Annotated in this window: 21 protein-coding genes; 4 read left to right on the forward strand and 17 right to left on the reverse strand. The window is 72.9% G+C overall.

Features of this window, described 5'->3' with window-relative positions:
- Positions 1 to 18: 18 nt before the first annotated feature.
- From ACRWNP_RS06215 to mraZ, 14 genes are all read right to left on the reverse strand, one after another.
- Positions 19 to 759 carry a YggS family pyridoxal phosphate-dependent enzyme gene (locus tag ACRWNP_RS06215; protein WP_431959952.1) on the reverse strand — a complete coding sequence of 247 codons (741 nt, stop codon included), beginning with the start codon at positions 757 to 759 and terminating at the stop codon, positions 19 to 21.
- Positions 752 to 1,492, reverse strand: coding sequence for a peptidoglycan editing factor PgeF (gene pgeF, locus ACRWNP_RS06220; RefSeq protein ID WP_431960037.1), 741 nt, complete (start codon positions 1,490 to 1,492; stop codon positions 752 to 754). Before pgeF ends, ACRWNP_RS06215 begins: the two co-directional genes overlap by 8 nt.
- Positions 1,493 to 1,507: 15 nt before the next feature.
- Positions 1,508 to 2,755 (reverse strand): cell division protein FtsZ, encoded by a 1,248-nt coding sequence (ftsZ, locus tag ACRWNP_RS06225; protein ID WP_431959953.1) that lies wholly within the window; start codon positions 2,753 to 2,755, stop codon positions 1,508 to 1,510.
- Between the two features lie 246 nt (positions 2,756 to 3,001).
- Positions 3,002 to 3,775 (reverse strand): cell division protein FtsQ/DivIB, encoded by a 774-nt coding sequence (locus ACRWNP_RS06230; RefSeq protein ID WP_431959954.1) that lies wholly within the window; start codon positions 3,773 to 3,775, stop codon positions 3,002 to 3,004.
- A gap of 184 nt (positions 3,776 to 3,959) precedes the next feature.
- The gene (gene murG / locus ACRWNP_RS06235) at positions 3,960 to 5,051 is read right to left on the reverse strand and encodes an undecaprenyldiphospho-muramoylpentapeptide beta-N-acetylglucosaminyltransferase (protein ID WP_431959955.1); all 1,092 of its coding nucleotides are present in this window, start codon (positions 5,049 to 5,051) and stop codon (positions 3,960 to 3,962) included.
- 6 nt (positions 5,052 to 5,057) lie between these two features.
- Positions 5,058 to 6,458: a putative lipid II flippase FtsW gene (ftsW, locus tag ACRWNP_RS06240; protein WP_431959956.1), complete on the reverse strand. Its 1,401-nt coding sequence runs from the start codon at positions 6,456 to 6,458 to the stop codon at positions 5,058 to 5,060.
- Positions 6,459 to 6,498: 40 nt separating this feature from the next.
- Positions 6,499 to 7,914, reverse strand: a complete 1,416-nt coding sequence (murD, locus tag ACRWNP_RS06245; RefSeq protein WP_431960038.1) for a UDP-N-acetylmuramoyl-L-alanine--D-glutamate ligase — start codon at positions 7,912 to 7,914, stop codon at positions 6,499 to 6,501.
- A gap of 74 nt (positions 7,915 to 7,988) precedes the next feature.
- Positions 7,989 to 9,053 (reverse strand): phospho-N-acetylmuramoyl-pentapeptide-transferase, encoded by a 1,065-nt coding sequence (gene mraY / locus ACRWNP_RS06250; protein ID WP_361811110.1) that lies wholly within the window; start codon positions 9,051 to 9,053, stop codon positions 7,989 to 7,991.
- Positions 9,053 to 10,477 (reverse strand): UDP-N-acetylmuramoyl-tripeptide--D-alanyl-D-alanine ligase, encoded by a 1,425-nt coding sequence (locus ACRWNP_RS06255; RefSeq protein ID WP_431959957.1) that lies wholly within the window; start codon positions 10,475 to 10,477, stop codon positions 9,053 to 9,055. Before ACRWNP_RS06255 ends, mraY begins: the two co-directional genes overlap by 1 nt.
- Positions 10,474 to 12,069, reverse strand: coding sequence for a UDP-N-acetylmuramoyl-L-alanyl-D-glutamate--2,6-diaminopimelate ligase (locus ACRWNP_RS06260; RefSeq protein WP_431959958.1), 1,596 nt, complete (start codon positions 12,067 to 12,069; stop codon positions 10,474 to 10,476). The genes ACRWNP_RS06255 and ACRWNP_RS06260 overlap by 4 nt, the downstream gene beginning before the upstream one ends.
- Positions 12,070 to 12,238: 169 nt before the next feature.
- Complete coding sequence (locus tag ACRWNP_RS06265; protein ID WP_431959959.1) at positions 12,239 to 14,599, reverse strand: peptidoglycan D,D-transpeptidase FtsI family protein; 2,361 nt, start codon at positions 14,597 to 14,599, stop codon at positions 12,239 to 12,241.
- Between the two features lie 73 nt (positions 14,600 to 14,672).
- A complete protein-coding gene (locus ACRWNP_RS06270; protein ID WP_431959960.1) occupies positions 14,673 to 15,104 on the reverse strand; it encodes a hypothetical protein in 432 nt (143 codons plus the stop codon).
- Positions 15,101 to 16,069: a 16S rRNA (cytosine(1402)-N(4))-methyltransferase RsmH gene (gene rsmH, locus ACRWNP_RS06275; protein WP_431959961.1), complete on the reverse strand. Its 969-nt coding sequence runs from the start codon at positions 16,067 to 16,069 to the stop codon at positions 15,101 to 15,103. Before rsmH ends, ACRWNP_RS06270 begins: the two co-directional genes overlap by 4 nt.
- A 156-nt stretch (positions 16,070 to 16,225) precedes the next feature.
- Positions 16,226 to 16,657, reverse strand: a complete 432-nt coding sequence (gene mraZ / locus ACRWNP_RS06280) for a division/cell wall cluster transcriptional repressor MraZ (RefSeq protein WP_431959962.1) — start codon at positions 16,655 to 16,657, stop codon at positions 16,226 to 16,228.
- Between the two features lie 235 nt (positions 16,658 to 16,892).
- Here mraZ and ACRWNP_RS06285 point away from each other — a divergent pair, with 235 nt between their 5' ends.
- From ACRWNP_RS06285 to ACRWNP_RS06300, 4 genes are all read left to right on the forward strand, one after another.
- Positions 16,893 to 17,435 (forward strand): beta-class carbonic anhydrase, encoded by a 543-nt coding sequence (locus tag ACRWNP_RS06285; RefSeq protein WP_431959963.1) that lies wholly within the window; start codon positions 16,893 to 16,895, stop codon positions 17,433 to 17,435.
- Between the two features lie 108 nt (positions 17,436 to 17,543).
- Positions 17,544 to 18,521: an AAA family ATPase gene (locus ACRWNP_RS06290; protein WP_431959964.1), complete on the forward strand. Its 978-nt coding sequence runs from the start codon at positions 17,544 to 17,546 to the stop codon at positions 18,519 to 18,521.
- 34 nt (positions 18,522 to 18,555) lie between these two features.
- Positions 18,556 to 19,899, forward strand: a complete 1,344-nt coding sequence (locus tag ACRWNP_RS06295) for a DUF58 domain-containing protein (protein WP_431959966.1) — start codon at positions 18,556 to 18,558, stop codon at positions 19,897 to 19,899.
- A complete protein-coding gene (locus ACRWNP_RS06300) occupies positions 19,899 to 22,442 on the forward strand; it encodes a transglutaminase TgpA family protein (RefSeq protein WP_431960039.1) in 2,544 nt (847 codons plus the stop codon). The genes ACRWNP_RS06295 and ACRWNP_RS06300 overlap by 1 nt, the downstream gene beginning before the upstream one ends.
- Positions 22,443 to 22,682: 240 nt before the next feature.
- Here ACRWNP_RS06300 and ACRWNP_RS06305 read toward each other — a convergent pair whose 3' ends face one another.
- The 3 genes from ACRWNP_RS06305 to ACRWNP_RS06315 all read right to left on the reverse strand — a co-directional run bounded on the left by ACRWNP_RS06305 (position 22,683) and on the right by ACRWNP_RS06315 (position 24,673).
- Positions 22,683 to 23,090 carry a DUF3040 domain-containing protein gene (locus ACRWNP_RS06305; protein ID WP_431959967.1) on the reverse strand — a complete coding sequence of 136 codons (408 nt, stop codon included), beginning with the start codon at positions 23,088 to 23,090 and terminating at the stop codon, positions 22,683 to 22,685.
- A 233-nt stretch (positions 23,091 to 23,323) separates the two neighbouring features.
- Positions 23,324 to 24,094 (reverse strand): methyltransferase domain-containing protein, encoded by a 771-nt coding sequence (locus tag ACRWNP_RS06310; protein ID WP_431959969.1) that lies wholly within the window; start codon positions 24,092 to 24,094, stop codon positions 23,324 to 23,326.
- An 87-nt stretch (positions 24,095 to 24,181) separates the two neighbouring features.
- Positions 24,182 to 24,673 (reverse strand): SAV_6107 family HEPN domain-containing protein, encoded by a 492-nt coding sequence (locus tag ACRWNP_RS06315; RefSeq protein ID WP_431959970.1) that lies wholly within the window; start codon positions 24,671 to 24,673, stop codon positions 24,182 to 24,184.
- Positions 24,674 to 24,716: the final 43 nt, after the last annotated feature.

Genomic DNA, 24,716 nt, shown 5'->3' on the forward strand with positions numbered 1-24,716 from the left:
CCGACTTGTTTGGTGACGTTACCCGAGCCCGGTCCGGACTCCGAGTACCGCGCTACCGATGCGTACGTGTGTCGCACCGGCGGCGATGGCCTCTTCGAGGTCCGCGCTCATCCCTGCCGAGACCATGTTTGCAGCCGGATGCGCCGCGCGCAGGCAGGATGCGATTTCCGCCAGCCGATCGAAGGCGGCGCGGGGTTGACCGGCGTACAGCCCCGCCAGCGGTGCGACCGTCATCAGTCCGTCGAGGCGTAGCCCGGGAGCGGCGGCGACGGCTTCGGCGATCCCTTCGACGGCATCCGGTGCGATTCCGCCGCGGGAGCCCTGCGTCCCGGACTCGGCGTCCAGCGCGACCTGGACCAGGCAGCCGAGCTCGCGGTCGGCCCGCTCGGACTTCATGACGGCCGCGGAGAGCGCGTCGACCAGCCGGGGGCGGTCGACCGAGTGGACGACGTCGGCGTAGCGCACCACCGAGCGCACCTTGTTCGTCTGCAACTGCCCCACGAAGTGCCAGGTCAGCGGGAGGTCGGCACAGGCCGCCGCCTTGGGGGCGGCGTCCTGGTCGCGGTTCTCCGCGACCTGGCGGACGCCGAGTTCCGACAGGATCCGCACGTCGCTCGCCGGATAGGTCTTGGTGACCACGATCAGGGTCACCTCGTCCCGCGCCCGGCCGGCCGCCGCGCAGGCCGCGGCGATGCGCTCCTCGACCGCGGCCAGGTTGCCGGCCAGCTCGGCCCTTCGCTCTTGCGTGCGGTCAGTCACTCGGTCCGTCCAGCCAGACGTAACCCGCGAGTCGTCCGGTGGTCCGCTCGCGGCGGTAGGAGAAGTGGTCCCCGGACTCCATCGTACAAATATGGGATTTATCACCCACCGGGACGCCGAGCCGCGCGAGTTGGGCGTGCACTCCGCCGGCGATGTCCAGGGAGGGGGTGCCCCAGCTGGTGGTGGCACGGGCCTCGGGGACCACCGCGGCGACCTCGTCGCGCATCGACTCGGGCACCTCGTAGCAGGCGCCGCAGACAGAGGGCCCGGTCATCGCGGTGATCCGCTCGGCGCGGGCGCCGAGGCCGACCATGGCCTCGACCGCCGCGGGGACGACGCCGGCCAGCAGACCCGGGCGGCCGGCGTGAGCCGCGGCCACCACCCCGGCGTGCACGTCGGCCATCAGGACCGGGACGCAGTCGGCGGTGAGCACCGCGAGGGCGAGGCCGGGCCGGGTGGTGACGACGGCGTCCACCTCCGGGACCCGCCCGTCGGCCCAGGGGGCGGCGACGACGGCGACGTCATTGCCGTGCACCTGGTTCATCCACACCACGCGGGCGGGGTCGAGGCCCAGCTCGCGTGCGGCGATGTCGCGGTTGGAACGGACGGCGGCCGGGTCGTCACCGACCGCGCCGCCGAGGTTGAGGCTGTCGTACGGAGCGGCGCTCACCCCGCCCCACCTGTCGGTGAAGGCGAAGTGGGCGCCGCCCGGATGTGCGTGGTTGAGCGTTATCACGTGTGATTGTGCTTACTTCAGGAAGTCGGGGACGTCGAGTTCCTCGGCGGCGGTGTCCTGGTAAGGACGCGCCGGCGGAACCTGCGGGGCGATCGGCTGGGCCGGCACCTCGGCGACCGGCTCTCCCCCGGCCTGGCGGCTGGGGGGTGCCCCCAGCGGCTCCTCCTCACGCTGGGTGACGCTGCCCAGGCCGCTGAAGGCGGGGCGAGCCGGCTCGGCGGGCGGGGTGGCCGGACGGAACGGCGCCGGGGAGGAGCTCTCCTCGCGGGAGGAGTACGAGCCGAGCACCTTGTCGCGGTTGCGGGTCGGCGGCTGCCCGCCGTCGAAACCGGCCGCGATGACGGTGACCCGGACCTCGTCGCCCAGGGCGTCGTCGATGACCGCGCCGAAGATGATGTTGGCCTCGGGGTGGGCGGCCTCGCTGACCAGCTGGGCCGACTCGTTGATCTCGAACAGGCCCAGGTCCGAACCGCCGGAGATGGAGAGCAGCACGCCCCGGGCACCGTCGATGGACGCCTCCAGCAGCGGCGAGGAGATGGCCATCTCCGCGGCGGCGACCGCGCGGTCGTCACCGCGGGCGGAGCCGATGCCCATGAGGGCCGAACCCGCCTCGGACATCACGGACTTCACGTCGGCGAAGTCGAGGTTGATCAGACCCGGGGTGGTGATCAGGTCGGTGATGCCCTGGACACCGGAGAGCAGCACCTGGTCCGCGGAGCGGAAGGCGTCCAGCACGCTCACCTGGCGGTCCGAGATGGACAGCAGCCGGTCGTTGGGGATCACGATGAGGGTGTCGACCTCGTCGCGCAGTTGGGCGATGCCGTCCTCGGCCTGGTTGGCCCGGCGGCGCCCCTCGAAGGTGAAGGGCCGGGTGACCACACCGATGGTGAGGGCACCCAGCGACCGGGCGATGTTGGCCACGACGGGAGCGCCGCCGGTGCCGGTCCCGCCGCCCTCGCCCGCGGTGACGAAGACCATGTCGGCGCCCTTGAGCACCTCTTCGATCTCCTCGCGGTGGTCCTCGGCGGCCTTGCGGCCGACGTCCGGGTTGGCCCCGGCACCGAGTCCACGCGTGAGTTCACGGCCGACGTCCAGCTTGACGTCGGCGTCGCTCATCAGCAGGGCCTGTGCATCGGTGTTGATCGCGATGAACTCGACGCCCTTGAGACCGACCTCGATCATCCTGTTGATGGCGTTCACGCCACCGCCGCCGATGCCGACGACCTTGATGACTGCGAGGTAGTTCTGCGGTGCTGCCACGTCGAAGGCCTCTCGCCTCGAGTTACGTATACCTGTGGGGACGGTCGGGAAGGCCGGCCGATCCGAACCCTAACCCTGAGGTTTAGGGTTACCAGTATGTCTGTCCCGCACTGTCTTTGGGACAGGACACTAAATCGACAAGCGGTTCGCGTTCAACGAACACGCCGAACCTCCCGTTTTTCTTTTGACCCTATGTGATCACGCCAGAGCCGGACCAACCAGGGTGTCGAACAGAAGGCTGGGACGTCAACCGTCCGACGCGGCAGGGGCTGTTGGGGCACTCACGTCGAAGAACTCGGCATCGCGCTCGACTTTCATCAGCGCCGCAAGGGCAACCGCCTTCTCCGCCCCTTGATCCGCGCTCCCCCACATCACCGCACGTCCGCCGGTCAGTTCGACCGTAATGTCGTCATATGAGCGCACCTCGATGAGCTGCGCGTCCCGGTATGCGACTTTCGGCAGGTCCGCCGCGACCTGAACCGCCGCCGCCACTAGGCGCTTTGTCCCGAAAAGTCGATTGCTCGCGGAGCCGCGGTCGGGCCTCAATTCGATGATGGGCACACCTTTGAGGGGAGTGTCCCGCTCGTCGAACCGGAAGCCGTCCGCGTCGACTTCGATGTAGTACCCGTCACCTTTCACAAGGGCGGCGGGAGTTCGCTCCGTTACTTTCAGCGTGATCGTGTGCGGCCACGAACGCTCCACTTCGACGGCGGAGATGCGCGGCAGCCGCACCTTCAGCCGGCGGGCGATCACGTCCGTGTCCACGGAAACCAGCGGCCCGTTGAGCGGGACCTGCGCGGCGTCGCGCACCTCGTCGGGGTAGAGCGCCTCAACGCCCGTCACGCGGACATGCGTGGCGCGCAGCCAGGCGGAGCCGTACAACAGCCAGGCGCCCGCGCCGCCCAGCACGGTGACCGCGGCGAGCGCCGAAAGGACGATGACGCGCCGGCTCCGCCGCGGCGGGCGCTCGGCCCCGCCGTCCTGGTCGCCGGCCGCCTCGACGGTCGTCGGTACGGCCACGTTCGCCTCCGGGGTCGTCGGAACTGCCTTCCGCTTCCGGGCAGGCTAGTCGTCGTGCTGTGGTGCCGGGGCGGCCGCGCGCCGCCCGGCGGGCCGGGCCCCTTCCCCGTGACCCCAACGGAGCACGGGGCACCCTCGGCGTCGCCCGCCGGGGGTGCCGGAGGTGCCCGGCCGGCACCGCGGTTCAGCCGCGGCGGGCGGCGATCGCCTCGTAGACCATGCCGACGAGCAGCTCGTCGGCGTGCGGGCGACCGAACTCGGCCGCGGCGCGCGACATTTCGTACAGACGGTGCGGATCGGTCAGGACCGGCAGTACGTTGCCGAGCACCCAATCCGCGCTGAGGTCGGCGTCGTCGACGATGACGCCGCCGCCCGCCTTGACGACCGGCTGGGCGTTCAGCCGCTGCTCGCCGTTGCCGATCGGCAGCGGGACGTACGCGGCCGGCAGGCCCACGGCGGAGAGCTCGGCGACGGTCATGGCGCCGGCGCGGCAGAGCATCATGTCGGCGGCGGCGTAGGCGAGGTCCATCCGGTCCAGGTAGGGCACCGGGATGTACTGCGGCATGCCGGGCATGTTGTCGGCGTGCGGGAGCTCGTTCTTCGGGCCGACCGCGTGCAGGATCTGGACGCCGGACTGCTGCAGGCGCGGGGCGACGGAGGCGATCACCTCGTTGAGCCGCCGGGCGCCCTGGGAGCCGCCGGAGACCAGCAGGGTCGGCAGGTTCTGGTCGAGGCCGAAGGCGGCACGCGCCTCCGCGCGGACCGCGGCGCGGTCGAGGGTCGCGATGGACCGGCGCAGCGGGATGCCGACGTAGCGGGAGTGCCGGAGCTTGCTGTCCGGGGTGCTCACGGCCACGTGGTCGGTGTAACGGGAGCCGATCTTGTTGGCGAGGCCCGGGCGGGCGTTGGCCTCGTGCACCACGATCGGCACGCCGAGGCGCTTGGCGGCCAGGTAGCCGGGCAGCGCGACGTAACCGCCGAAGCCGACGAGCGCGTCGGCCTTGGTGCGCTCCAGGATCTGCTCCGCGGCCTTGATGGTGCCGCGCAGCCGCCCCGGGACGGTGATCAGCTCGGGGGTGGGCTTGCGTGGCAGCGGGACGGCGGGGATGAGCGCCAGTTCGTAGCCGCGTTCGGGCACCAGCCGGGTCTCCAGGCCCCGCTCGGTGCCGAGTGCCGTGATCCCCACGGTCGGGTCCTGCCTGCGCAGGGCGTCGGCGAGCGCGAGCGCGGGCTCGATGTGGCCGGCGGTCCCCCCACCGGCGAGTACGACATGCACCGAAATTCACCGCTCTCCGGACGGCCGCCGTCTGGCGAACCGCCTCATCGTCCGTGTCATTGCCCCCGGCCAGTAGCCGGGCCCCCGCGCGTTGAGCGCCGCTCGCGCACCGGGATCGCTCCTCGCGAAGGAGATGAGCAGCCCGATCGCGAACATGGTCGGCAGGAGGGCCGAGCCCCCGTAGGAGAACAGCGGGAGCGGGACTCCGGCGATCGGCAGCAGGCCGAGCACCGCACCGATGTTGACCACGAACTGCGCCGTGATCCACGTCGTCACGCCTCCCGCGGCAAACCTCACGAAGGGGTCCTCCGTTCGACCGGCCACGCGGATACCCGCATAGCCTAGAGCCGCGAAGAGGACGAGCACCGACAGCGTGCCCGTCAGCCCCAGTTCCTCCCCGGTCACGGCGAAGATGAAGTCGGTGTGCGGTTCGGGCAGTTGACCCCATTTTTCCACGCTCGCGCCGAGTCCGGAACCGAACCATCCGCCCGAGGCCAGGGCGTAGATCCCGTGCACGGCCTGCCAGCAGCCGCCACCGGGAGTGACGTCGGTCGCCCCGATGCAGGCCAGCCGGTCCATGCGGTTGCCGCTCGTCTTGATCAGCAGGAAGCCGATCGCGCCCGCGACGCCCAGCACGCCCGCGAACAGCCGGGTGGGGGCGCCGGCGATCCACAGCAGGCCGAACAGGATGGCGGTGAGGATGATCGCGGTGCCCATGTCACCGCCGAGCATGATCAGGCCGAGCAGCAGGAAGGCCACCGGCACCAGCGGGATCAGCAGGTGCTTCCACTGGACGAGGAGCTTCAGGTCCTCCTTGCGGGCCAGCAGGTCCGCGCCCCACAGGACGAGCGCCAGCTTGCCGAACTCACTGGGCTGCAGCTGGAAGGGGCCGCCGAGGTAGAGCCAGTTCTGGTTGCCGTTGACGGACTGCCCTATCCCCGGCACCTGGACCAGGGCCATGAGGAACACCGAGCCGACGAGCAGCGGGTAGGACAGCACGCGGTGCAGCCGTACCGGCACGCGCGAGGCCGCCACGAGCAGGCCGGTGCCGAGCACAGCGGCGAACAGCTGCTTGCGGAAGTAGTACGTGGAGGGCAGCCCGTACTCCAGCGCCTTGATCTGCGAGGCGGAGAAGACCATCACCAGGCCGAGCACGGTGATCAGCAGACTGCTGCCGAGGATGACGTAGTACGCGGTCAGCGGGCGGTCCCAGGCCCGCATGGCGCGGTCCAGTACGACCCTGGCGCCGCGCAGCGCGCTTCCCCTGGACCCCTTCCCGCCGGGCGTGCGCGCCCCGGAGGCGGCGGCCGAGGGCCGGGGCGGCGCCGCCCGCGGGGGGCGGGCGGGCGCCTTGAGGGCGTTGCGGGAACGAGAACCGGAGGCGTCACCGTGGTCGGCTGCCGTCATGTCCCCTCCTAGGTCGCGGTGCGGGCCGGAGCGGCTCCGGCTACTGCCCGGCGCCGGGCGCCCGCAGATCCCGTACGGCCTCCGCGAAGGCGTTTCCGCGAGCCTTGTAGTTCGCGAACATGTCCATCGAGGCGCAGGCCGGTGCCAGGAGCACCGTGTCCCCCGGGTGGGCGAGGTCCCGCGCGGCGCGGACGGCCGCCGCCATCGCCCCAGTGTCGGTGCGGTCGAGGTCGACGACCGGGACCTCGGGGGCGTGTCGCGCGAGCGCTTCACGGATCAGGCCGCGGTCCGCCCCGATCAGCACGGCGCCGCGCAGCCGCTTGGCCGCGGCCGTGACCAGCTCGTCGAAGGTGGCGCCCTTGGCGAGGCCGCCGCCGATCCAGACGATGTGCTCGTACGCGGCGAGGGATGCCTCGGCGGCGTGGGTGTTGGTGGCCTTGGAGTCGTCGACGTAGTCCACGTCGTCGATCCGGTCCACGTGGGCGATGCGGTGCGCGTCCGGCCGGAAGGCGCGCAGGCCGTCCCGGACGGCGGCCGGCGCGACACCGAACGCGCGGGCGAGGGCGGCCGCCGCCAGGGCGTTGGCGATGTTGTGCGGCGCCGGCGGGTGCACGTCGCAGACCTCGGCCAGCTCCTGGGCGCTCTTGTGCCGCTCGGGTGCGAAGGCCCGGTCGACCAGGATGCCGTCGACGACCCCGAGTTCCGAGGGCCGGGGGCTGCCGAGGCCGAAGCCGATCGCGCGGCAGCCCTCCTCGACGTCGGCCTCGCGCACCAGCGCCTCGGTGGCCGGGTCGGCGAGGTTGTAGACGCAGGCGACCTTGTTGCCCTCGTAGATGCGGCCCTTGTCGGCGGCGTAGGCGGCCATGGAGCCGTGCCAGTCGAGGTGGTCGGGGGCGAGGTTGAGGACCGCCGCCGAGTGCGGGCGGACCGAGGGGGCCCAGTGCAGCTGGTAGCTGGACAGCTCCACGGCGAGGACGTCGTACTCCCCGCCGGACAGGACGACGTCCAGGACCGGCGTGCCGATGTTGCCCACCGCCGCCGTGCGCAGGCCCGCCGCGGAAAGGATCGAGGCGAGCATCTGCACGGTCGTGGTCTTGCCGTTGGTGCCGGTGACGGCGAGCCAGGGCGCCGCCCCGGGGCCGCGCAGCCGCCAGGCCAGCTCCACGTCGCCCCACACGGGCACGCCCGCGGCCGCGGCGGCCGCGAAGAGCGGGCTGGCGGGCTTCCAGCCGGGCGAGGTGACGATCAGTTCGGTGCCCTCGGGCAGGGTCCGGCCGTCCCCCAGCCGTACGGTGACGCCGAGCGTCTCCAGTTCGGCGGCCTGGGCCCGGGCCGGCTCGTCGTCGCCGTCGTTGACGACCGTCACACGGGCGCCGAGGGCGTGCAGCGCCTTGGCGGCGGGCACGCCCGAGACGCCGAGGCCGGCGACGGTGACCCGGCGGCCCGGCAGGCCCAGCCGCGCGGCCGCCTCGACGGCGGCCGGCGGAAGTCCGCCTCGACGGGGGCCGGGTTCCTGCCCGGGGACCGAGGTCACTGCGCGGCCACCCAGCCCGCGTAGAAGAGACCGAGGCCGACGGCCATGCACATGCCCTGGATGATCCAGAAGCGGACGACGACCAGGACCTCGCTCCAGCCCTTGAGCTCGAAGTGGTGCTGCAGCGGGGCCATGCGGAAGACGCGCTTGCCGGTCAGGCGGAAGGAGCCGACCTGGATGACCACGGAGAGGGTGATCAGGACGAAGAGGCCGCCCAGGATCGCCAGCAGCAGCTCGGTGCGGGAGCAGATGGCCAGACCGGCCAGGGCGCCGCCGAGCGCGAGCGAGCCGGTGTCACCCATGAAGATCTTGGCCGGCGAGGTGTTCCACCACAGGAAGCCGAAGCAGGCGCCCATGAGCGCGGCGGCCACGACCGCGAGGTCGAGTGGGTGCGGTACGTCGTAGCAGCCGGGTCCCGCGGTGATGACGTTGGAGCAGGACTGGCCGTACTGCCAGACGCCGATGACGGTGTAGGAGGCGAAGACCATCACCGAGGCGCCGGTGGCCAGGCCGTCGAGGCCGTCGGTGAGGTTCACGCCGTTCGACATCGCGAGGATCATGAACAGCGCCCAGATCACGAAGATCACCGGGCCGAGGGACCAGCCGAAGTCCTGCGTGAAGGACAGCCTGGTGGACGCCGGGGTGACACCGCGGGAGTCGGCGAACTGCAGCGACAGCACCGCGAAGGTGATGCCGACGATCAGCTGGCCGGCCATCTTCGCCTTGGCCCGCAGACCGAGGCTGCGCTGCTTGACGATCTTGATGTAGTCGTCCAGGAAGCCGACCACGCCCAGACCGGTGAAGAGGAAGAGCACCAGCACGCCGGAGATCGTCGGGCGCTCGGAGGTGATGACCTTGGTGAGCGCGTACGCGACGAGCGTGGCCAGGATGAAGGCGATGCCACCCATGGTGGGCGTACCGCGCTTGCTGTGGTGCTCCTTCGGGCCGTCGTCGCGGATGAACTGCCCGTAGCCCTTGCGGGCCAGCAGCTTGATCAGCATCGGGGTGCCGATGAGGGACAGGAACAGCCCGAGCACGCCCGAGACCAGGATCTGGTTCATTACCGAGCGCCCCCGCCCTCGACGCCGTCGAGCAGCGCGAGTGCGACCCGCTCCAGGCCGACCGCCCTCGATGCCTTCACCAGCACGACGTCCCCCGGACGCAGTTCACTGCGCAACAGGTCGATCGCCGCCTCAGCGTCGGACACGTGCACCGACTCCTCACCCCACGAACCCTCGTTGTAGGCGCCCATTTGCACCCAGGCGGCCGCCTGGCCGCCGACTGCCACGAGCTTGCTGACGTTGAGCCGGACGGCGAGCCGTCCGACAGCGTCGTGCTCCGCGAGGGCCTCCCCGCCGAGCTCCGCCATCTCGCCCAGCACCGCCCACGTGCGTCCCCCACGTGCCTGGGCGGCACGGCCCATGGCCGCGAGCGCGCGCAGGGCGGCTCGCATGGACTCGGGGTTCGCGTTGTAGGCGTCGTTCACGACCGTCACGCCGTCCGGCCGTTCGACGACCTCCATGCGCCAGCGGGACAGCGTCCCCGCCTCCGAGAGCGCGGTGGCGATCTCGTCGACGGGCATGCCGAGTTCACGGGCTACGGCGGCCGCGGCAAGCGCGTTCGACACGTGGTGCTCACCGTACAGGCGCAAGGTCACTTCGCTGCACCCGGTAGGTGTTGTGAGCGTGAAGACAGCCTGACCTCGGTCGTTGAGGCGGACGTTCTCGGCGCGGACGTCGGCGTCGGCGGACTCGCCGAACAGCACGACGCGCGCCTTGGTGCGGGAGGACATGGCGCGTACGAGGGGATCGTCCGCGTTGAGCACCGCGATGCCGCCGTCGGCGGCCTCCGGCAGCGCCTCGACGAGCTCGCCCTTGGCCTGGGCGATCTGCTCGCGGCCGCCGAACTCGCCGATGTGGGCGGTGCCGACGTTGAGGACGACGCCGATGCGCGGCGGGGTCAGCCCGGTGAGGTAGCGGATGTGGCCGATGCCACGGGCGCCCATCTCCAGCACCAGGTGCCGGGTGGAGGCGTCGGCGCGCAGCGCGGTCAGCGGCAGTCCGATCTCGTTGTTGAGCGAGCCCGGCGGCCACACGGTGGGCGCCAGCCGCTGCAGCGACTGGGCGATGAGGTCCTTGGTGCTGGTCTTGCCCGCCGATCCGGTCAGCGCCACCAGGGTCGCGCCCAGCCGTTCGATGACGTGCCTGGCCAGCGCACCCAGGGCGACCTGGACGTCGTCCACGACGATCGCGGGCACGCCGACCGGCCGGGCGGCCAGCACGGCCAGCGCTCCGGCCGCGACGGCCTGCTCCGCGTAGTCGTGGCCGTCCACGCGCTCGCCCTGGAAGGCGACGAAGAGGCCGCCCGGCGTCACCTTGCGGGAGTCGATTTCCACGGACCCGGTGACGGGCACCGTCGGGTCCGGTATGTCGTGCGTGCTCCCGCCGACCGCGTGTGCGACCTCGGCGAGGGTGAGTGGGATCACAGCTGGTCCTGGTCCTTCTCCTGCGCTGGTGTGCCGGCGGCCCGTTCGACGGCCGCGCGCAGCACTTCTCGGTCGTCGAAGGGGCGTACCACTCCGGCGATGTCCTGGCCCTGCTCATGGCCCTTGCCGGCCACCAGTACGGTGTCGTCCGGCCGGGCCAGGGCGACGGCGGTCGCGATGGCCGCCGCCCGGTCGGGTTCGACGACGACATGGCCCCGCTCGTGCGCGGGCACCCCGGCCGCTCCGGCCAGCATCGCGGTGAGGATCGCGAGCGGGTCCTCGGAGCGGGGGTTGTCGGAGGTCAGCACGGCCGTGTCGGCCAGCCGTGCCGCGGCGGCGCCCATCGGGCCGCGTTTGGTCTCGTCGCGGTCCCCGCCGCAGCCGAGGACGATGTGCAGGCTGCCCTTGGTGACCTTGCGCAGGGCCCGCAGCACCGATTCGACGGCGTCGGTCTTGTGGGCGTAGTCGACGACCGCCAGGTACGGCTGTCCCGCGTCGACGCGCTCCAGCCGGCCGGGCACGCCGGGGACGGCGGCGACGCCCTGGGCGGCCGTCTGCGGGTCGATCCCGGCCACCGCCAGGGCGGTGATGGCGGCGAGCGCGTTGGCGACGTTGAAGGGGCCGGGGAGGGGCGAGGCGGCCTCGATCCGCACGCCGCCCGGGCCGACGACGGTGAAGGTGGAGCGCAGCGGCCCGGTCACGACGTGCTCCGCGCGCCAGTCGGCGTCCGGATGGCCCTCGGCGGAGAAGGTGGTGACCGGGACCTGCGACTCGCGGACCAGGCGCCGGCCGTACTCGTCGTCGATGTTGACCACGCCGGCCCTGCTGCGGCGCGGGGTGAACAGCTGCGCCTTGGCCTGGAAGTAGTCCTCCATGCCCGAGTGGAATTCCATGTGCTCGGGGCTGAGGTTGCTGAAGACGGCGACGTCGAAGACCGCGCCGTCCACCCGTCCCAGCACCAGGGCATGGCTGGAGACCTCCATGACCAGGGCCTCGATACCGCGCTCGCGCATCACCGCGAACAGCGCCTGCAGGTCCGTGGCCTCGGGGGTCGTGCGCTCGCTCTTGATCCGCTCGTCGCCGATCCGGGACTCGACCGTGCCGATCAGTCCCGTCCTGCCCCCGTGCGCGGCCCGCAGGCCGCCCTCGACGAGGTAGGCGGTGGTGGTCTTGCCGGAGGTGCCGGTGATCCCGATCTGCAGCAGGTCCTCACCCGGCCGGCCGTAGATCTCGGCGGCCAGTTCCCCCATCCGGGACCGGGGATCCCCGACCGTCAGCACCGGCAGGCCGGTCGCGGCGGCGCGCTCGGCGCCCGCCGGGTCGGTGAGGATCGCCGCGGCGCCCAGTTCGGCCGCCTGCGGGGCGAAGTCGGCACCGTGGAAGCGGGCGCCGGGCAGCGCGGCGTACAGGTCGCCGGGGCGGACGGCCCGCGAGTCGTGCGTGATCCCGGTGACCGGGGTGGCACCGGGCGCGGGCGGTTCCGTGCCCAGCCGCGCGGCCAGTTCCGCGGTCGGTACGGGCCGGACCCGGGTGGGGCGGGGTGCGCCCGGCTGCGTCTGTTCGGGGTGGGGGGACTGATCGGCGAGTGACACGGCGGTGAGAGTACCCGCCGGGCCGGGCTCCGGGCCAAAAGCCCCTCGCCGGGCTTCCGGCCTGCCGCTTCCTCCGGTACGGTCCGCGTGCGCGGGGCTACCGTCCGTACCCGCCGCTGCGGGCTCGTGTCCGTTCACGGCCGCCGTTCCTTCCTCCCCTGCGCGCCGGTCACGGCTTCGAGGGGTCCCACTCGACCGGCAGGCTCGGGGTCTTCGCTCCGCTGGGCGCCACCTGCAGGGACTTCAGGGCGAACTCCATGACCCGTTTGAACACCGGGCCGCAGATCTGGCCACCGAAATAACTGCCGCGGGTCGGGTTCTGGATCACGCAGGACACGGTCAGCCGGGGGTCGTCTGCGGGGGCGAAGCCCATGAAGGACGCCGTGTAGCCGCTGTAGGTGCCCGTTTCCGGGTCCACCCGGTTGGCCGTGCCGGTCTTGCCCGCGACGCGGTACCCCGCGATCCGGGCCTTCGTGCCGGTGCCCTGCTCGTCGCCGACCACGGACTCCAGCATGGTGGAGAGCGTCTTGGCGGTCTTCGTGCTGACCACCCGGGTCCTGGACGCCTCCGGGGACGGCACGAAGCGGCCGTCCGGTCCGGTCGTGCCGCGCACCAGACTGGGCTCGACCCTTACCCCGCCATTGGCGATCGTCGAGTAGACCGACGTTGCCTGCAGCGCGTTCAGCGACAGGCCCTGCCCGAAGGGGATGGTGTACTGCTGGGACGCGTTCCACTGGTCCGGCCTCGCAAGGATGCCGGGCGTCTCGCCGGGGAAGCCGACCCCCGTGGGCCGCCCGATGCCGAATTTCCTCAGGTATGAGTAAAGGACGCGGTTTGCCTGCTTCTGGTTCTTGCCGAGTTGCTCGGCGGCCAGGATCGTGCCGATGTTGCTGGACTTGGCGAGCACGCCGTTCAGGGTCAGGTGCCAGGTGCCGTGGTCCACGTCGTCGTGGAAGACCCGGTCGGCGCGGGGCAGGGTGCCGGGCACCGTGACGTGGGTGTCCGGGGCGGCCACGCCCTCGTCGAGGACCGCGGCCATGGACATCAGCTTGCTCACACTGCCGGGCTCGTAGGCGTCCTGCAGCGCGGCGTTGCCGAGCGCGGTGGGGTCGGCCCGGGTCAGGTCGTTGGGATCGAAGCCGGGGGCGTTGGCCATGGCCAGCACCTCGCCGGTGCGGGTGTCCTGGACGATCACGTAGCCGCGGTCGGCGTCGGACGCCCGTACCTGCTGGGTGATCGCCCGCTGGGCGGCCCACTGGATGTCCCGGTCCAGGGTCAGTTCCACGTCGGTGCCGGGCTCGGCGGCGCGCTCCTGCACGCTGGCCGTCGGCACCCGGCGGCCGCCGGACTGAGCGTAGGTGATGGTGCCGTCCTTGCCCGCCAGCGCCTTGTCGAGGCGGCTCTCCAGGCCGCCGCCGCCCGCGCCGGCGGCGTTCACCCAGCCGATCACGCCCGCCGCGAGGTCGCTCGCGGGGTAGACGCGCTTGGCGTGCCGCAGCCGGAAGATCCCGGCGAGGTAGTTGACGCCGTCGCCCTTCTCGGCCCGGTCGGCGAGCGCTCCCTGCAGGTCCTTGATCTGGTTCCAGACCTGCGGGGACTGCTGGCGGGCGATGATCTCGTTGCGGGACCCCGGGTAGTTGGCGAGCTGCTTGGCGATCTTCTTCTCGTCGCCGTCGAGGATCGGCGCGAGCAGTTCGGCGGCACGCGCCGGGGCGTCCTCGGCCTTCGCGTACTTGGGGGTGAAGAGCATCGGATCGGCCGTGATGTCGTATGCGTCGACCGTGGTGGCCAGGTCGACCCCGTTCCGGTCGGTGATCGTCCCGCGCTCGGCGGCGAGGGTCACCTTGACGTTGCGGTTGACCTCGGCCTTGGCGGCGTACGTCGCGGCGTCCACGGCCTGCACCTGGAAGAGCCGGATCACGAAGGTCAGCATCACGAGCGTCAGCGCGAAGCTGACCAGCCGCAGGCGGGGACGGGGCCGGCCCAGCCGCAGCAGCGGGGCACCGGCCGGCGTGACCGGGCGCGGGGGCCTGCGCCGCGGCGGTACGGCAGCGCGGCCGGCCCGGTCCCGGGAGGCTTGGGCGTCGCGTTCGCGCCCGCCGGCCGGCCTGGGGGCCCCGGAGGTGCGTCCCCGCGGCACGCCGGAGGCGCGGGCGCTGCCGGAGGCGCCGGACGCGCCGGATCCCTCGCGGCGGGGCGTGGGCCTGCGGGCGCGCGGGGCGCGGCCCGTCTCGCGGGCTGCCCGGCCGCCGTCGTCGCGCGGCCGGGCGCCGCGTGCGGCTGGCTGACGTGCTCCCGGCTGCTGCCCGGGCGAGGTCCCGCGGCGGGGTTCCCCGGGCTCGCCGCGGCGTGCGGGGGTGCCGGCGTCGCCGTCGCGTCCCCGGGGCACCGGCCGGCGCCGGGGGGCTGTCCCTCCGGCGTCACCGCGGCCGCCACGGCCCTGGGCGCCGCGCCCGGGGCGGCCGGAGCCGTTCTCCCGGTCACTGCGTTCGGCGCGGTCGCGCGGCGGCTCCCCGTCTCGGGTCACCACGCCCCGGCACCTTCCCTGCCGGCCGGGCGGGCGGATCGTGGTGGGCGCAGGGCGCGGGGCCCCGGAGCGGCGGTCACGGGGTCTCCCTGGGGCTCGTGCTGGGCCTGGCGGACGGCGTCGGGCCCAGGGAGGCGGCCGCGGAGCCGCTGGGCGCGACGGTGGCGGGCGCGGTGCTCGGGCTGGGCGCCGGCACGTACGGCGCGGCGCCGGGCTTGCCGAGGACGGTGCCGTCGGGGGCGAGGAAGGCCGGGTTGCCGCCGGGAACCATGCCCAGCTCGCGGGCCTGATCGTCCAGCGCGTCCGGCGCCGAGTACTCGTCGACCTCCTGCTGCAGCGCCTGCTCCTCATCGGTGTACTGGGTGGTCTTCCTCTGCAGCTCGCTGAGCTTGAAGGAGTCCCGGTTCACCGCCGAGTTGAGCAGCAGCAAGGTGATCAGGCCGCCGCCCAGCAGCAGCACGATCAGCAGGACGAAGGGCGAGCGCGCCGCCGAGGTGCGCCGCCTCACGCCAGGGCCTCGCGGATCCGCTGGGCGCCGCGCAGGCGGGCCGGGGCCGCCCGGCGGTTGGCGGCGATCTCGTCCTCCGTGGGCAGCTCGGCGCCGCGGGTGAGCAGCTTGAGCCGCGGCTGGTACTGCTCCGGGACCACGGGCAGCCCGGGCGGCGCCGTGGTGGCAGCGCCGGCCGCGAGGACGCCCTTGACGAGCCGGTCCTCCAGGGAGTGGTACGACAGCACGACGATCCGGCCGCCGACCGCGAGCGCGGCGACGGCCGCCGGGATGGCCCGCTCCAGCACGGTCAGCTCCCCGTTGACCTCGATGCGCAGCGCCTGGAAGGTGCGCTTGGCCGGGTTGCCGCCGGTGCGCTTGGCGGCCTGCGGCAGCGCCTCGCGGATCAGCTCGACGAGCCGGGCGCTGGTGGTGAAGGGCTCGCGTTGCCGCTCGCGGACGACCGCCTCCACGATCTTGCGGGCGAACTTCTCCTCGCCGTAGTCGCGCAGCACCCGCACCAGCTCGCCCGGGGGATAGGTGTTGAGGACCTCGGCGGCGCTCATGCCCGCGGTCTGGTTCATGCGCATGTCCAGCGGCGCGTCCTGGGCGTAGGCGAAGCCCCGGTCGGCCTCGTCCAGCTGCATGGAGGACACGCCCAGGTCGAACAGGACGCCCTGCACCCTGGGTACGCCCAGCCGCTCCAGCACCTGCGGGATCTCGTCGTAGACGGCGTGCACGAGGGTGGCCCGGTCCCCGTACGGCGCGAGCCGCTCACCGGCGAGCTTGAGCGCGGCGGGGTCGCGGTCGACGGCGATCAGCCGGACCCCGGGGAACCGCTGCAGCAGCGCCTCGCTGTGCCCGCCGAGGCCGAGGGTGGCGTCCACGACCACGGCGCCCGGCGCGCCGACGGCGGGGGCCAGCATGTCCAGGCAGCGGTCCAGCATGACCGGGACGTGGCGTGGCTCGGACGGGGTGGTGCTCATGAAGCCCTTCTCATCTGCTCTCGGGGACGTACCACTGGGTCCCCGCCCGCTCGTGGGCGGCCATCTGGCACCGGGGAAGGAGTGCCAGCGGACCGGGGAGCGGGAGGAGGCCGAGCGTCACGTACTCGTACGTGAGTCATCAGGCTACGGGCGAGGTCACAGTAAGCCGGGAGGCACCTCCTGGGACAACGCCGAAAAGGCGTCCTCCTGACCCGCCAGATAGTCCTCCCAGGCCGCCGCGTCCCACACCTCGACCCGGGTGTTGGCGCCGATCACCGCGCAGTCGCGGCGCAGTCCGGCGTAGTCGCGCAGGGGCTGCGGGAGGGTGACCCGGCCCTGCTTGTCGGGGACCTCGTCGTGAGCGCCGGCGAAGAGCACGCGCATGTAGTCGCGTGCGGCCTTGGAGGTGAGAGGGGCTCGGCGGAGCTCCTCGGTGAGGGCGCGGAAGCCCTCGGCCGGCCATACGTACAGGCAGCGCTCCTGGCCCTTGGTGATGACCAGGCCGTCCGCGAACTGCTCGCGGAACTTCGCGGGGAGGACCAGCCGGCTCTTGTCGTCCAGCCGTGGCGCGTACGTCCCGAGGAACATCCGCACCTCCCGCGCTAGGTTGGCGACCCACTTCGCGCCACTTTACTCCACCGGCCCCCACGGTCAACGAAGAGCCTGCCCTGGCACAGGCGCCCTCGTGGGCACCGAGCGCCCGAATCACCCGCACGGGCGAGCGCGCGCGACGCCTGTGGGTTACCTCACAGTGCACCGGTTTGACCGAGATTTGCCGACCCCCCAGCAGGTCGGAAGTGACCGCGCCCTCTACGGTCGTGTCATGTCGATAAACGCGCATGAGACCGCGGTTCCCGCCGGCACCGGCACGGCGTCCGTCACCGACCGGCTGGTCGAGTCGAACCGGCGCTACGCGGAGCAGTTCCGCGACCCCGGCATGGACGCCCGTCCCGTTCTCAAGGTGGCCGTCGTCGCCTGTATGGACGCCCGCCTCGACCTGCACCAAGCGCTGGGCCTGGAACTCGGCGACTGCCACACCATCCGCAACGCGGGCGGCGTGGTCACCGACGACACCATCCGTTCGCTGACCATCAGCCAGCGCGCACTGGGCACCCGCTCGGTCGTGCTGATCCACCACACCGGCTGCGGCCTGGAGTCGCTGACCGAGGAGTTCCGCACGGAACTGGAGCAGGAGGTGGGCCAGCGCCCGACCTGGGCGGTGGAGTCCTTCCGCGACGTCGACCAGGACGTGCGGCAGTCGATCCAGCGGGTCCGGACCTCCCCTTTCCTGACCCACACGGACGATGTGCGGGGGTTTGTGTTCGACGTGCACACCGGCCTGCTGCGCGAAATCACAAACGAGTAACGGAAGCGGAGTGACGCGGAGCATAGTTGAAGGGGAGAATGCTCCGTGTAACGGGGAGGGCCGGTCCAGGGATGACCGCGTCCCTAGGAACGGGCCGAGGAGAACCGGGTGACGACCTATGACGCGCGAGCGAGCCTCAGCGATCTGACTGCCACGGCGGACCGCGTACGCCGGTCGGTGGAGAACGTGATCGAGGGCAAGCCCGAGGTCGTACGGATTGCGCTGACGGTGTTGCTCGCCGAGGGACATCTGCTGATCGAGGATGTCCCCGGCGTCGGCAAGACGATGCTTTCCAAGGCGCTGGCCCGGTCGATCGACTGCTCGGTGCGGCGCATCCAGTTCACGCCGGACCTCCTGCCGTCGGACATCACCGGGGTCAGCGTCTTCGACCAGCAACGCCGCGACTTCGAGTTCAAGCCGGGTGCGATCTTCGCGCAGATCGTCGTCGGCGACGAGATCAACCGCGCGTCGCCCAAAACGCAGTCGGCGCTGCTGGAGTCGATGGAGGAGCGGCAGGTCACCATCGACGGCAGCACGTACCCGCTGCCGAGCCCCTTCATGGTCATCGCCACCCAGAACCCGGTGGAGATGGAGGGAACGTATCCCCTGCCCGAGGCGCAGCGGGACCGCTTCATGGCCCGGGTCTCCATCGGCTACCCCAGCGTCGAGGCCGAGTTGGAGATGCTCGACGTGCACGCGGGCGTCAGCCCGCTGGACGACCTGCAGCCGGTCGCCCACGCGCACGAGATCGTCAAACTCGTCGACGCGGTACGGACGGTGCACGTGTCCCCGGCCGTACGGCACTACGCGGTGAGTCTGGTCTCGGCCACCCGGGACCACCCGGACCTGAGGCTGGGCGCCTCACCGCGCGCCACGCTGCACCTGGTGCGCGCGGCGCGCGCGGCGGCGGCCCTGGACGGGCGGGACTACGTGCTCCCCGACGACGTCCAGTCGCTGGCCGGCGCCGTGCTGGCGCACCGTCTGCTGCCGACCGCGCAGGCCCAGTTGAACCGGCGCACCCCGGAGCAGGTCATCACGGAGATCGTGCAGCGCACGCCGGTCCCCGACCCGTACGGCAGCCGGTGACCCGGACGACGGGCTGGGGCGCTGGAGGTGCCGCGTGACCGAGCGTGAAAGCGGCTTCCGGGCCGCCCTGGGCGGCCTCACCACGCGGGGCCGCTCGTTCCTCGCCGCGGGGATCGCGGCGGCCGTCTGCGCCTACGTGCTGGGACAGCCGGACCTGCTGCGGGTCGGCCTGCTGCTGGCCGTGCTGCCGTTGGCCTGTGTGGCGGTCCTGTACCGCACCCGCTACCGCGTCGCCGGCAGCCGCCGGCTGTCGCCCTCGCGTGTGCCGGCGATGACCGAGGCGCGCGTGCACCTTCGGGTGGACAACGTGTCGCGGCTGCCCACCGGGCTGCTGATGCTCCAGGACCGGGTGCCGTACGTGCTGGGGCCCCGGCCCCGCTTCATCCTGGACCGGGTGGAGCCCGGCGGGCATCGCGAGGTGTCCTACCGGGTGCGCTCGGACCTGCGCGGGCGCTACCCGCTGGGGCCGCTGCAGCTGCGGCTGACCGACCCCTTCGGCATGTGCGAGCTGACCCGCTCCTTCAGCGCGTACGACACCCTGACGGTGGTGCCCCGCGTGGAGCCGCTGCCACCGGTCAAGCTCCGGGGCGACTCCTCCGGCTACGGGGAGAGCCGCATCCGCGCGCTGGCCCTGGCCGGCGAGGACGACGTGATCCCGCGCGGCTACCGCCACGGCGACGACCTGCGCCGTGTGCACTGGCGCTCGACCGCCAAGTACGGCGAGCTCATGGTGCGCCGCGAGGAGCAGCCGCACCGCGCCCGGTGCACGGTGCTGCTGGACACCCGTGCCGTGGCGTACTTCGGCGCCGGCCCCGACTCGGCCTTCGAGTGGGCGGTCTCCGGGGCGGCGTCGGTGGCGGTGCACATGCTGGAGCGGGGCTACTCCGTCCGGCTGCTCACCGACACCGGCAGCACGGCGCCGGGGGCCGAGGGCTTCGGCGGCGCCGACTCCTCGGACGCGGCCGGGACGATGCTGGACACCCTGGCCGTGATCGACCACTCGGACGGCGCGGGACTCTCCCGTGCGCTCGACGTGCTGCGCACGGGCAGCGAGGGCCTGCTGGTGGCGTTCTTCGGGGACCTCGACGAGGAGCAGGCCGCGATGGCCGGCCGGATGCGGCAGCGGGCGGGGGCCGCCGTCGCCTTCGTCCTGGACAGCGCCGCCTGGGGGGCGACGGAGGAGGACGGGCCGGGACGGTCCGAGGCACCGCGCCCGGACGCGGACGGCGATGCTCCCGAGGGCGGCGCGGCGCGGGCCGTGCGGATGCTGCACGAGGCGGGCTGGACGGTGCTCCCGGCCGCCGCCGGCGACGGGCTGCCCGACCTGTGGCAGCGCGCCGACCGGTACCGGTCGCGTGAGGAGGCGGGGACGCGATGATGAGCGGACGGGGACGGCTCGCGCTCTGCGCGGCGGCGGCGACACTGATGACCGCCTGCTCGCTGCTGCCGCTGGCGACGCCGAACTCGTGGATTTTGCAGGCCGTGTTCCTGGTGCTGCTCCAGACCGGGGTGGGTGCGCTGGCCCGGCGGGTGCCGCTGGCCCGGCCGCTGACCGTGCTGGCGCAGGCGGTGTTCACGCTGCTGGTGCTGACCTTGATGTTCGCGAGCGAACAGGCCGTGCTCGGATTCCTGCCGGGCCCCGCCGCGTACACCCGGTTCGGCAACCTGCTGACGGCCGCGATGCAGGACGTGACCCAGTTCGCCATCCCGGCGCCGGTCACCCCGGGCATTCGGCTGCTGCTGCTCGGCGGGGTGCTGCTGATCGGGCTGATCGTGGACGCGCTGGCGGTGACCTACGGCAGCGCGGCCCCGGCCGGGCTGCCGCTGCTGGCCCTGTACTCGATCGCGGCGGGACTGGCCGGGGGCGACGGCACCCGCTGGCCGTACTTCCTGCTGGCCGCCGTCGGCTATCTGCTGCTCCTGCTGGCCGAGGGCCGGGACCGGATCTCGCGCTGGGGCCGGGTCTTCGGCGGTGTCGGCTCCGGGGCGCGCGCCGGGTACGGCGGACCGACCGGGGCGGTGGCCCCGGTGCGGACCGGCCGCCGAATCGGGGCGCTGGCGCTCGGCATCGCCCTGGTGGCGCCGGCCGTGCTCCCCTCGATGGGCGTGGGGCTGCTGCCGACCGGGGGCTCGGGCACGGGCAACGGACGCGGCGGCGGCACGATCTCCGCGGTCAACCCCGTGGTCGCGCTCCAGGACAACCTCAACCAGTCCGACGACCGGGTCGTGCTCCGGTACCGGACGAACGCCGTCTCCAACGCGGACATGTACCTGCGGATCGTGGCGCTCGACCGCTTCACCGGTGACAAATGGGAGCCCGCGCAGCGCTCCCTCACCGGCGTGCCCAAGGTGCTGCCCAGCCCGCAGGGACTCGGTCCCGACGTGAAGGCGACGGAGGTCGCCACCTCGGTCGCGGCGGACAAGAGCTACGTCCAGATGTGGCTGCCGCTGCCGTACCCGGCCACGCAGGTGCAGGTCGACGGGCGCTGGCGCTACGAGCCCACCGGCCGCACCATCATCGGCGACCGCGGTCAGACCACCTCCGACACCCGCTACCAGGTCAGCAGCCTGGCGCTGGAGCCGACCGCGCAGCAGCTGGCGAGCGCGCCGCCTGCGGACGCCCGGCTGCGGGCCGAGTACACGAAGGTGCCGGACTCATTGCCCGACGTGGTCGCGCGGACGGCCATGGAGGTCACCAAGGACGCCACCAACGACTACGAGCGGGCCGTCGCGCTGCAGCGGTGGTTCACCTCCGGCGCCTTCTCGTACGACACCTCGGTGCGCTCCGGCACAGGCGTGCAGGCCATCACCCGCTTCCTGCGCAACAAGGAGGGGTTCTGCATCCACTTCGCCTTCACGATGGCGGCGATGGCACGGACCCTGGGCATCCCGGCGCGGGTGGCGGTCGGCTTCACGCCCGGCACCGCGGAGTCGGACGGCGCGTACGCGGTGGGGCTGAAGGACGCGCACGCCTGGCCCGAGCTGTACTTCGAGGGCGTCGGCTGGACGCGTTTCGAGCCCACGCCGACCCGCGGCACCGTGCCGGGCTACACCCAGGACACGGCCGCCTCCGACACCGGGCCCTCGGTGCCCGACACGCCGGAGCAGTCCGCGGGGACCGGGGCCGGCAGCAGCCCGAGCGCCTCCCCGTCGTGCCTGGGCAAGGACGCCCAGCTCGGCAACTGCGACCCCCTGGGGCAGGCCTCGGGTATCGGCACCGAGGACGAGCGGCTGTGGCCGCGGATCCTCGAATGGACGGTGCGCGTCCTCGCCTGGGCCCTGCTGCCGCTGGTCGTCCTGCTCCTGCTGCTGCCGCTGCTCTGGCGCCGCAGGCAGCGTTTCCAGCGGCTGCACGGCGGCCAGGACCCGGCCGCCCTGGCGGCGTGGCTGGAGCTCACCGGACGCGCCCGGGGCACGGCGGGAGCCGACGGGGACGCGCAGGGCGGCACCCCGCGGGGCCCGACTCCCGACGAGCTGGACGCCATGGGCGCCCGGGACGGTGCCCGGACCCTGGCCGCCTGGCTGGAGCTGATCGACACCGCCTGGGACTACGGTCTGCGGGCCGACGAGTCCGACACCGCGCGCCGGGTCGCGGCGCGCCTCATCCGCGACGGCGGCCTGGAAGGGCCCGCGGCGGAGGCGGCTCGGCGTCTGGCGACCGCGGTGGAGCAGGCCCTGTTCTCGCCGCGGCCTCCGGTCACCACGGGCTCGGCGAAGGACGTCCGGCTGGTGCGCGAGGGGCTGAGCGCCAACGCGGACGTCATGACGCGGATCCGTGCGGTGCTGCTGCCGCGTTCCACGGTCCGGATCGTCTGGCGGTCCACGGAGCGCTGGTCGGCGGGCTCGGCCCGCCTCTCGGCCCGGCTGCGCGGTGCGGGCGATGGCGTGCTGCGGCAGCTGCGGCAGCGCCGGAGCCCCTGAGGGGCCAGATGGTCCTGAGGGGCCAGATGGTCCTGAGGGGCCAGATGGTCCTGAGGGCCGGCCGGACGGCCGGCCCTCAGGACCCCGCCGCATCCCGGGTGTGCGTCCGTACGCGATGCGTGAGCGGCCTGGCCGTGCGACGCGGTACACCACAGGCCGCAGGAGGGCCGCGTAGGACGGCATGACGAAGGGGGGCGGGGTTCCGACCGGAACCCCGCCCCCTTCGTGTTCGTCTGTGGGTCAGTGGCCCTGTTCGTCGCGCCGACGCTGCCAGCGCTCCTCGATACGGTCCATCATCTTGCGCCGCGGCTGGTGGCGACGGCCCCGTCCGGCCGCACCCTGCAGCGGGTGCGCGGGAGCGGTGGCCGCACCCGGTTTGGCGGCACGGCGCCAGCCGGTGACGGCGAGAACGGCACAGCCGAGCATCACGAGGAAGCCCACGACGCTGATCCAGGGCTGCTGGGCGATCATTCCGCCCATCAACAGCCCGATGCCCACCAGGAAGCCCGCCACAGCCAGGTAGACGCGCCGCCTGGTGTAGGTGCGCAGCCCGCTTCCCTCAAGCGCCGACGCGAACTTGGGATCTTCGGCGTACAGCGCTCGCTCCATCTGCTCGAGCATGCGCTGCTCGTGCTCCGAGAGCGGCACGGAGTCCTCCTCCTCGTCGGTCGCGGGGGGAGCGACCGGTACGACCCTTCCAGGATAGGCAGGGAATCGCCCCCGTGAAACCCGCCCCACTACGCCAATCCGACGGGGGGTGTTTTCCCCGTCGAACGCCACGTCATGCCAGCATACGGCCCTGCACCGGGAATCGGGGGGCGTGTGACGGACTCCTCCCGCTGGGTGACCGGAAGAGGCAAGGGGAACGGCCCCCCTCCCGCTCAGCCGCGCTCGGCCAGAACGTGCAACTGGGTGGCCACGGCGTGGAAGGCCGGCTGCTCTGCGGCGGCCAGTTCCAGCCTCAGCAGGGCGTCCATCGCGCCCGGTTCGGTGTCCACCAGGACACCGGGTACGAGGTCGGCGAAGACGCGGACGCCGTGCACCGAGCCGACCCGCAGCCCGGCCTCGGCGACCAGCGCGGTCAGCTCGTCCGCGGTGAAGCGGCGGGGCATCGGATCGCCCTCGCCCCAGCGGCCGTCGGGGTCGTCCAGGGTGTGCAGGGCCTCGCCGAAGTGACCGGCGAGCGCGCGCGCGAGCACGGCCCCGTGGCGGCCGGCGGCGAGCAGGCTGAGGGCGCCGGAGCCGCGCAGGGTGCCCGCGGCGTTGCGCACGCCCTCGGCGGGGTCGTCCACGTACTCCAGTACGCCGTGACAGAGCACGACGTCGTGGCTGCCGGCCGGCACGACGTCGAGCAGTCCGTGGGCGTCGCCCTGCACCCCGCGGACGCGTTCGGTGACGCCTGCCTCCGCCGCGCGGCGTTCGAGGGCGAACAGGGCGTCGGGGCTGGGGTCGACCACGGTCACCCGGTGGCCCAGACTGGCCACGGGAACCGCGAAGTTGCCGGTGCCGCCACCGGTGTCGAGCACGTCGAGGACGTCCCGTCCGGCGGCCTTGGCCTGCCGGTCCAGCGCATCGCGCAGGACCTCCCAGACCACGGCGGTACGCAGGGCTGCGCGGGGCCGCAGCGGTTCGGCCCCTCCTGGACGGGACATGCGGACGGCTCCTAGCGGACGGACGGGGCTGGGGACCGGTCGGCCCAGCCTGGGACCCACTCTAGTGGGCGGCCGCCCGGCGGCCGATCAAGCGGGACGACCGGTCTGCGGCCGGTCCAGCACGGGCCGCAGCACCAGCAGGCGCTCCACGAGGCGCAGGAACATACCCGTCGCACGGACGAGGTCGTCGGCCTCGCGGGGGCTGACCGCGCCTTGGATGCCGGCCTCGGCGCGCGCCCGCTGAAGGGCGCCCGCCTCGAACAGGGCGCTCCACTCGGACAGTTCGGGCGCGATCTCGGGCAGCACCTCCCAGGCACTGCGTATCCGCTGACGGCGCCGCCTGGTGGTCTCGGGGCGGCCGCGTACGGCGAGGACGGCGGCCGCGGTGCGCAGGGCGGCCAAGTGGGCGGTGGCGAAGCGGTCGTTGGGGGCCTGCAGGACGGCGGCCTCGTCGAGTCCCCGCCGGGCCTGAACGAGCAGGTCGAGCGCGGCCGCGGGGGCGTTGGCCCTGCGCAGCACGGGGTGGACGTCGGCGGCACTGCCGCCGGCCACGGCGGCGCTGCGGGCTGGCACGGTCATCACATACCTCCTGTCTTCGTATGACGCGTCCGACAGTTCCTGG

It is taken from the genome of Actinacidiphila sp. bgisy160, assembly GCF_965342435.1.
Classification (GTDB): Bacteria; Actinomycetota; Actinomycetes; order Streptomycetales; family Streptomycetaceae; genus Actinacidiphila.